General features: G+C 37.4%; 8 protein-coding genes. 2 read left to right on the forward strand and 6 right to left on the reverse strand.

Translation table 11 applies throughout. From position 1 onward, the window contains the following. Positions 1 to 99 precede the first annotated feature (99 nt). From aliA to BMW38_RS04425, 6 genes are all read right to left on the reverse strand, one after another. Positions 100 to 1,740, reverse strand: coding sequence for a cyclohexanecarboxylate-CoA ligase (aliA, locus tag BMW38_RS04400; protein ID WP_092706054.1), 1,641 nt, complete (start codon positions 1,738 to 1,740; stop codon positions 100 to 102). Positions 1,741 to 1,880: 140 nt separating this feature from the next. Next, positions 1,881 to 3,038 carry a cyclohexanecarboxyl-CoA dehydrogenase gene (gene aliB / locus BMW38_RS04405; protein WP_045431557.1) on the reverse strand — a complete coding sequence of 386 codons (1,158 nt, stop codon included), beginning with the start codon at positions 3,036 to 3,038 and terminating at the stop codon, positions 1,881 to 1,883. A gap of 14 nt (positions 3,039 to 3,052) precedes the next feature. Next, positions 3,053 to 3,835, reverse strand: a complete 783-nt coding sequence (badI, locus tag BMW38_RS04410) for a 2-ketocyclohexanecarboxyl-CoA hydrolase (RefSeq protein ID WP_081173763.1) — start codon at positions 3,833 to 3,835, stop codon at positions 3,053 to 3,055. Between the two features lie 48 nt (positions 3,836 to 3,883). Beyond that, on the reverse strand, positions 3,884 to 4,651 hold the full coding sequence (badH, locus tag BMW38_RS04415; RefSeq protein WP_081173761.1) for a 2-hydroxycyclohexanecarboxyl-CoA dehydrogenase: 768 nt from the start codon (positions 4,649 to 4,651) through the stop codon (positions 3,884 to 3,886). A 471-nt stretch (positions 4,652 to 5,122) separates the two neighbouring features. Beyond that, positions 5,123 to 6,319, reverse strand: a complete 1,197-nt coding sequence (locus BMW38_RS04420; protein WP_081173759.1) for an acyl-CoA dehydrogenase — start codon at positions 6,317 to 6,319, stop codon at positions 5,123 to 5,125. A 33-nt stretch (positions 6,320 to 6,352) separates the two neighbouring features. Continuing rightward, a complete protein-coding gene (locus BMW38_RS04425; protein ID WP_092706056.1) occupies positions 6,353 to 7,507 on the reverse strand; it encodes an acyl-CoA dehydrogenase family protein in 1,155 nt (384 codons plus the stop codon). 392 nt (positions 7,508 to 7,899) lie between these two features. Between BMW38_RS04425 and BMW38_RS04430 the strand changes: the two genes are divergently transcribed. Together BMW38_RS04430 and BMW38_RS04435 are read left to right on the forward strand one after the other, a co-directional pair. After that, positions 7,900 to 8,760: an IclR family transcriptional regulator gene (locus BMW38_RS04430; RefSeq protein WP_081173755.1), complete on the forward strand. Its 861-nt coding sequence runs from the start codon at positions 7,900 to 7,902 to the stop codon at positions 8,758 to 8,760. Positions 8,761 to 8,833: 73 nt separating this feature from the next. Continuing rightward, positions 8,834 to 9,219: NAD(P)/FAD-dependent oxidoreductase (locus BMW38_RS04435; RefSeq protein ID WP_139193528.1), on the forward strand; the 386-nt coding region annotated here is incomplete at its 3' end.

Consider the following 9,219-nt stretch of genomic DNA (forward strand, 5'->3'; position numbering starts at 1 on the left):
CATGCCTAAGAGATTGCTTTTTGGTTTTAATAAGGAACATAGGCCTCTCACCACAAGCAGCTTATGTTTTCCTTATATTTATTAAAGATGAGTCGGTTATTAAGAATTAGACGTAATCATTTCTCTTAATTTAAATTTTTGAATTTTTCCTGAAGGTGTCATTGGAATCTCATTCCAAACCTCTAGGCGCTCTGGGATATACTGCACAGCAAGTTTATGCTGTTTAAGAAAATCAACAATTTCTGAAAGTTCTATAGATTCCCTATGTTCTTTTAATTTGATAACTGCACAAGCGCGCTCTCCAAGACGTTCATCTGGATATGAAACTAAAGCAACGATAGCGATATCTGGATGTTGGTAAAGTAATGACTCAATTTCAGCAACCGGAATATTCTCACCACCACGAATAATCACGTCCTTATTTCTTCCGCAAATTCGTATATAACCTTGCTCATCTTGATATGCTAAATCGCCAGTATCAAACCAATCATCATGATCAGTAGCATTCAAATAAGGACGCTTAAGATATCCCCCAAAATTTGAACATGTGCGAATCATTAAAGAGCCTGGTTCATTAATTCCTTTCTCTTTACCATCTTGATCAATGATTTTAATTTCAACACCCGGTAAAGGTAACCCATCTGTATTAAAAGACCTTTCATCATCATCTTCAGGCCTTGTCATGGTCACAGCACCACACTCAGACATGCCCCAGGCAGAAATTACTTTTACTCCAAGATTTTCTCTTGCTTTCTTTACTAAAGGACCAGGAATCGGTGCACCTGCACAAAGGAATGTTTTTAATGAATGAAATTTTTTGTCGCCTTGTGATGCAGCATTGGATAAGTCATTTAAAAAGGGAGTTGAAGCCATTGTGAATGTAATTTTGTATTTATCAATAATGTCAATTGCTTTATCAACATCCCAAATATCTTGAAGAACAACCTTGGCTTTTAAAATAACTGGCATAATAAGGCCGTACATAAAGCCTGTCTGATGTGCCATTGGAGATGCCATCAAAATTACATCCTCATGATTTAAATGTAATCTCTCCGCGTAAGGCACTATATTTGCAAACAGTGTATTTGCGGTATGCATTACACCTTTTGGTTCACCTGTGGTTCCAGATGTAAAAATTAATTGTGCGATATCATCAGCATTAATTTTTATGTCATTAAGCGTATTTAGGATTTGAGGATCTTTATCTAATCCGTGATTGAGTAAAACATCAGCAAAGTTATTTTCTCCATTTCCATCAATCACAATAACATGTTGTAAGCTATTGATATTTTTTTGAAGTTGATATGCCAATTGCTCATAATCAAATTTACGAAATATTTTTGGAACAATAAAAACCTTACTTTCACTATGCTTTAACATAAATGTAAGTTCACGTTCACGAAAAATTGGCATTAACGGATTTAAAACTGCACCAATACGTCGGCATGCAATATAAAGTAAACTGAATTCCCACCAGTTAGGTAATTGGCAAGAAACAATATCATTTTTTTGTATGCCTAATTTTCTTAATCCCATAGCAATCTTATTAGAAGTGTGTAATAACTCACGATATGTAAAACTTCTCTCTGGCTGATCATCTTTTATACTGACTAATGCTGTTTTATCCGGATATTGATGAACAGCATCATTTAGCGATTGAAGAATGGTTTTATCCAACCAATATCCCTGTTGAATCATTCTTGCTCTTCGCTGTGGCAAAAGTACTGCATCGAAATCCATTCTTTAACTCCTTGTTATATTCTTTCCTTGATTTATAGACTACTACCAAGATCATTTTTTAAAGTTGAAGCCCACCAAGTGACTAAACATTTTGTTTAGCCACCTTCAATAATCAATTGATAATAATAAATAAATTATATTTAAGCTGGCACAGCCTTGCGACCTGCTTTGTGTCTGGCAATAATTGTTTTCATAATCTGGGCGGTACCATCACCAATTTGAAAGCCGAGTACATCTCGTAGACGCTGCTCCATAACTCCACGATCGTATCCAGCATGACCGAAGGTTAATAAGCATTGATGTACCACATCATAAGCAAGTTTAGGTCCCCACCATTTACACATCCCAGCTTCAGAAGTATGAGGAAGATGATTATCTTTCAACCATAAAGTCTGTAAACACAATAATCGAGCAGCTTCAACTTGGGTTTCATAATCTGCCAAAGGATGAGAAACACCTTGAAATGCAGTTAATGGCTTCCCAAAAGCTTCACGCTGAGCTGCATATTCCCAAGCTTCATCAAGTGAAACCCTTGCCACAGCCAAAACCTGTAAACCGATCAATGCTCGTGAAAAGTCAAAACCTTGCATGACTTGTACAAAGCCCTTATTTTCTTCCCCTAAACGGTGATTGACAGGAACTCGTACGTTGTCAAAGAAAATTGAGCCTCGTCCAATGGCACGTTGACCATGACAATCAAATCGCGTAGTACTAATACCAGGTAAATTCATCGGGACCAGTAAAGCTGTCACACCATGAGCCCCTGACTCAACTGAACCAGTGCGCCCAAAAATAACTGATGCATCAGCCTGATCAGCAGCTGAAATTGATGTTTTTTCTCCATTAAGGATGTATTCATCACCTTCACGCTCAATTTTCAAACGTAAATTTGCAGCGTCAGATCCACCTCTTGGTTCAGTTAAACCTATTGAAAAAATAGCTTCACCTGCTGTAAGTTTTGCTAGCCACGGGCGGACAACTTCTGGATCACCATGTTCAGCTAAAATCTGGCCATTTAAAGAGGCAAGTAAATTAATATATGAAAAACTCAAATCGGCTTTAGCAATTGCCTCATGAATAACTCCTGCTGCCAAGCGCCCCATCCCTTGTCCACCATACTCTTCAGGTAACTCAGGTGCGATAAAGCCCATCTCTCCCATTTTTTTAACTAAATCTCGGTCAAAAGTTCTAGTCTGGTCACGTTCTAGAAAGCCGGGAGCGATATATTTTTGGGCAAATTTCTCAACTGTTTCAGCTAGATATTCCAAGTCTTCTGTAATATAAGGATTTTTACTCATCTCGTTCTCCTTAATTATTTGAAATATTTTCGGAATTCTGGCTTACGCTTATCTTTTAGGGCATTTACACCTTCACGAGATTCCTCTGTATCATAATAAAGTTTCAATGCATACATACCCATACCAGCAATACCAGCTTGATGTGCGGTATCCATATTGAAACTACGTTTTGCGATTGCTAACGCTGTTGGACTACGCTCACAAAGTTCTTCTCCCCATGCTTGTACTTCCGCATCGAGTTGATCAGCTGGAACACATTTATTTGCCAAGCCCATTGATACAGCCTCTTCTCCAGTATAACGGCGACACATATACCAAATTTCACGAGCTTTTTTCTCACCCACAACTCGAGCCAAGAATGCAGTTCCATAACCCGGATCAACAGAACCCATTTTAGGACCGACTTGACCAAAAATTGCTTTATCAGAGCAAATTGTTAAATCACAGATGGTTGCCAAAACATTTCCACCGCCAATCGCATAACCTTGTACACGTGCGATTACAGGCTTAGGAACATCGCGGACAGCTGTATGTAGTTCTTCCATTGGCAAACCAATTGTGCCACGTCCGTCATAGTTTCCATTATGAGCAGACTGATCTCCACCTGTACAGAATGCGCGATCACCGGCACCAGTTAAAACAATTGCACCCACATCTCGATCATAACCAGCTTTATTTAATGCTTTAATAATTTCATCACAAGTCTGCCCACGAAAAGCGTTCATTTTTTCAGGGCGGTTAATGATGATCCATGCCACACCATTTCTAACTTCGTATAAAATATCTTCAAAATTCATTTTTTCATTTCCTTGAACTGTTATTCGTTATTTATTCCAAAATTGGAATTAACCATTCATGGTTAATCCACCAGAAACACTTAATACTTGACCAGTAACAAATCCAGCATCATCACTTAAGAAGAATGTAATAGCCGATGCTAAATCATCTGGTTGACCCAATCGGCCAAGTGGTATAGCACGTGTAAAAGCTTCACGAAGTTTTTCTGGATTCGAAGCGCCTTCGGTTACGCCAGCCAATAAAGCCGTATCAGTTGGCCCTGGACAAATAACATTGAAAGTAATGTTATTGCGTGAATGCTCACGAGCCAGTGTTTTAGAAAAAGAAAGTAATCCACCCTTACATGCTGCATATACAGCTTCACCAGATGAACCAACTCTTGCAGCATCAGATGCAATATTCACTACACGCCCATGATTTCGTTCAACCATTACTGGTAAAACAGCATGGTGCATGTTCAACATGCCAATTAAATTGATCTGAATTAATTTTTCCCACTCATTCGCAGATGTTTTCAAAAATGGTTTAAATACATCCCAACCTGCATTATTTACCAAAGCATCAATTGGCCCCAATTGTTCTTGGGTAGATTTAACTGCGGAATCAACAATCTGACGATCTGTAATATCACACTCAATTGCAATTGCCTGACCATTATTTGCTTCAATTTCCGCAACCAGACTCTTCGCTGCTTCTAAATTCATATCAAATACCGCAACTTTTGCACCTTCTTCAGCTAAGCGTTTACAAGTTGCTGAACCAATTCCACCAGCACCGCCTGTCACGATAATTACTTTGTCTTTTAGTCCTTTCATAAGTTTTCCTTGTCCATTTAGTGAGCTAAATTTTTCATTCCTTGTTGATAATTTCAAAATAGCTAACAAGAAAATTAATTTCAATTACTAAATAACAGAGCTCACTATGCGAAATATATAAACAAGTTGACATATTTTTATAACTATATGTTTTTTAATATAAATATATTTATTTATGTAAAAATTATGAAATAATTAGTTACATTTATTGCGCAAAAACAAGATGCTTAACCGTCAATTTCAAGAATTAAAAATACAAGATTGGAAATATTCCAAAAGAATAATTAGTAATATTAATTTTTAGATTATTTAATAAATTGAGTAGATATAATTTTTCAAAAAAAAGCCCTTATTCGTGTAATCCACAAATAAAGGCTTTTTTTCAATTTTATTTTTTGAAGAAGATAGTAATAAACACTATCCCTTAAACCTTATATGGTTTAAGGGATAAGACCTTCAGAAGGTCAAATCTTAATTAGAAAATGCAGCTATACCCGTCTGAGCGCGCCCAAGGATAAGAGCATGGACATCGTGTGTTCCCTCATAAGTATTTACAACCTCTAAATTTACAAGATGTCGAGCAACACCAAACTCATCGCTAATTCCATTTCCTCCCAGCATGTCCCTAGCTAGCCGAGCAATATCAAGAGCCTTACCACAGTTATTACGCTTAATTAGGGATGTGCCTTCAACAGATGCAATGCCTTCATCTTTCATACGTCCAAAGCGTAAAGCCACTTGCAAGCCCAAAGCAATTTCAGTTTGCATATCTGCAAGTTTCTTTTGAATTAACTGATTTGCTGCTAAAGGACGCCCAAACTGCTTACGATCCATCGTATATTGATGTGCTGTATGCCAGCAAAACTCAGCTGCCCCCATTGCACCCCATGCAATACCATATCGTGCACTATTCAAACATGTAAACGGACCTTTTAAACCCCGAATCTCTGGAAATGCATTTTCCTCTGGAACAAATACGTTATCCATTACTATTTCACCAGTAATGGAAGCCCTCAATCCCACTTTTCCATGAATTGCAGGTGCAGAAAGACCATCCCAACCTTTTTCTAAAATGAAGCCTCGAATATCACCAACATTGCCTTCAGGTGAAACTTCTTTTGCCCATACTACGAATACATCAGCAATAGGACTATTAGTAATCCACATTTTAGCGCCAGTTAAACGATAACCACCCTCAACTTTTTTAGCGCGAGTAATCATACTGCCAGGGTCCGAGCCATGGTCAGGTTCGGTTAGTCCAAAACAACCAATGTATTCACCTGTAGCGAGTTTAGGTAAATATTTTTGCTTTTGCTCTTCAGTACCAAATTCATTAATAGGAACCATAACTAAAGAACTTTGAACGCTGGCCATTGAACGATAACCTGAGTCTACTCGTTCAATTTCACGAGCAATTAACCCATAACTCACATAATTCAACCCTGAGCCACCATATTGTTCAGGAATTGTAGGTCCTAAAAGACCTAGCTCGCCCATTTCACGAAAAATAGAAGCATCTGTTTGCTCATGACGGAACTGTTCTAATACACGTGGCATTAGCTTATTTTGACTATAATTAAATGCAGTATCCCGAATCATTCGCTCTTCTTCAGTTAACTGATTTTCTAATAAAAAAGGATCTTGCCAATTAAATTGAACTCTACTCATTTTCTCATTCCTTTAGGTAAAAACATCCATCTATTAAGTTGTAGCTTGTTTAATCATGTCTCGAGCAATAATGATTTGCTGAATTTGTGTTGTTCCCTCATAGAGACGGAATAAACGAACATCTCGATAAAATCGTTCAATTGAATATTCACTGATGTATCCAGCCCCACCATGTATCTGTAAACAACGATCAGCTACTCGGCCACACATTTCTGTAGTAAACATTTTTGCACACGATGCTTCAGTACTAATGTTTTCTCCAAGATCACGACGACGTGCTGCATCTAACACCATGCATTTTGCAGCGTAAATTTCTGTTTTTGAGTCTGCCAACATCGCTTGAATGAGCTGAAAATTAGCAATCGATTGACCAAATTGTTTACGTTCTATTGCATATTGCAAAGCATCTTCCAACATACGCTCTGCCATTCCTGTACTATAAGCAGCTATATGTAAACGGCCCTTATCAAGCACTTTCATTGCTGTTTTAAAACCAATACCTTCAATACCACCAATTAATTGATCTTTATGAACACGACAATTATCAAAAATGACATCACAGGTATAAGAACCTTTTTGTCCCATTTTTTTATCAATCTTTCCTAAAGTGAGCCCAGCAGTTCCTGCCTCAACCAAAAAAGCAGAAATGCCTCCAGCACCTTTAATATCCGGATTAGTTCTAGCCATCACGGTAAAAGTTGATGCACGGGGTGCATTAGTAATAAAACGCTTGGTCCCGTTTAAAATATAATAATCGCCATCTTTAACTGCAGACGTCTTCAAAGCAGCAGCATCTGAACCCGAGTCAGGTTCGGTTAGGCAGAAAGAACCTATAATTTCTCCGCTAGCATAACCTGGTAAATATTTTTGCTTTTGTTCATCGGTACCATCAATAATAATTCCACTTGAGCCAATCCCATTATTTGTACCAATCAAAGAACGAAATGCAGCAGAAGTTTGTCCCAACTCAAAAGCAACAAACACCTCTTCTTCCATGGTAATTCCAAGACCACCATACTCTTCAGGAATGGTTAAACCGAATAAGCCCAATTCCTTCATTTGTTGGACAATATGGTCTGGTATCGCGTCAGTTTCATCGACCTCATGCTCTAAAGGCCTCAACGTATTCTTAACAAAACTTCGAATTGTAGATAACAACTGTTCTAATGTTTGTTGATCACGAATCATCTTTCTCTCCTTATATCCTTATACAATGCTATCCAAAGCACCATTTTGTAATACAAAACCACAAGTAATTTCGTTATACGAAATAAAATAGCAGCACAACTCTAAACAAACAAGAATTTTTGCTTAAAATTTCGCAATACAGAATTAATGTTCATTAAATTGCATAAATATATTGATTTAACTCTTAAATAAAGCTAAATTTAAATGGCTATTTATTTTGTTATACGAAATTAAAGTTAGTGATTGGTTGATTCTTCTTTTCAGTTTTTTAGCCAATATTGCTGTTGACTAGGTGAATCATTTAAAAAAGCATTAACTATTCTAATTTTTTTTGTATAGCGAAATATAATTGATATGATCAAGAATAGTGTTTGATCAAATACGGGAATGGTATGCATTTAGAATATAATCAACTAAAAGAACAAGTCGAAAAAAAAGTGAACTTTGATGAAATCCGTTTAGATCCGATTTCTCATATTCACCGCGAGAATAATCCTCAATTTATTGCTTCCTTAGCGCGTGGATTAGAGATATTACGTTGTTTTTCAGCATCCAACCAAGTTTTAGGGAATCAGGAACTATCTCATCTTACAGGCTTACCTAGGCCAACAATTGCAAGAATTACGAGCACCTTAGTGTCCCTTGGTTATTTAAAGCAACTTCCAAATTCTACTAAATACACTTTAGATATTGGGGTACTGGCGCTTGGTTACGCCGCATTATCGAGTATATCTATACGATCAATTGCCCATTCTTACATGGAAGAAATGTCCAGATATGCACAAGCTCCTGTTGCTATGGCAATGAGAGACCGGTTAAACATGATGTATCTAGATGTGGTTCAAACCGAAACCAATTTAACTATGCGCAGACCAATTGGTTCGACTTTACCCTTACATAACACATCTATGGGAAGAGCCTGTTTAGCAGCTCTTCCTGAAAATGAACGTGAATTTATTTTAAAAGCATTAGAAAAGAAGCACACTGCTGAAGAATGGCCAGCGATCAAACGTAGTTTAGATCGAGCCTTTCATGATTATCAAAACTATGGGTATTGTTTATCTTTAAGCGAATGGCATAAAGAAGTGAACTCTGTTGCCGTTCCCTTAATACATCCAATATACGGTTTATTAGTCTTTAACTGCGGAGCACCAAGCTATTTAGTTAATCAAGAAAAACTTGAAAATGAAATCGGACCAAGATTAATTCATATGGTTCAAAATATTCAAGATGCTCTAAACACCTTACATTAACCCTCTATTAAAAACTGAACTCTGTTTCAGTTTTTTTAGGAGTAATTTTAGTAATGAAATTGGATTTCGCAATATGGAAAAAATAGAAAGAGAGTCAATGGAGTTTGACGTTGTCATCGTAGGTGCAGGACCTGCAGGTCTATCTGCTGCGATTAAGATCCGTCAATTAGCGATTGAAAATAACTTACCCGATCTTTCTGTTTGTGTAGTTGAAAAAGGCTCTGAAGTAGGTGCGCATATCTTGTCTGGTGCTGTGCTTGAGCCACGTGCCATCAACGAACTTTTCCCGAACTGGAAGGAAGAAGGTGCGCCTTTAAACGTACCTGTAACTGAAGACAAAACTTTCTTCTTGTTATCAGACACCACATCTAAAGAAGTGCCTCACTGGATGGTTCCTAAAACCATGCATAACGATGGCAACTATGTTATCTCTTTAGGTAACGTGGTTCGCTGGTTAGG

The sequence above is a fragment of the Acinetobacter sp. yr461 genome (assembly GCF_900110445.1).
Lineage (GTDB): Bacteria > Pseudomonadota > Gammaproteobacteria > Pseudomonadales > Moraxellaceae > Acinetobacter > Acinetobacter calcoaceticus.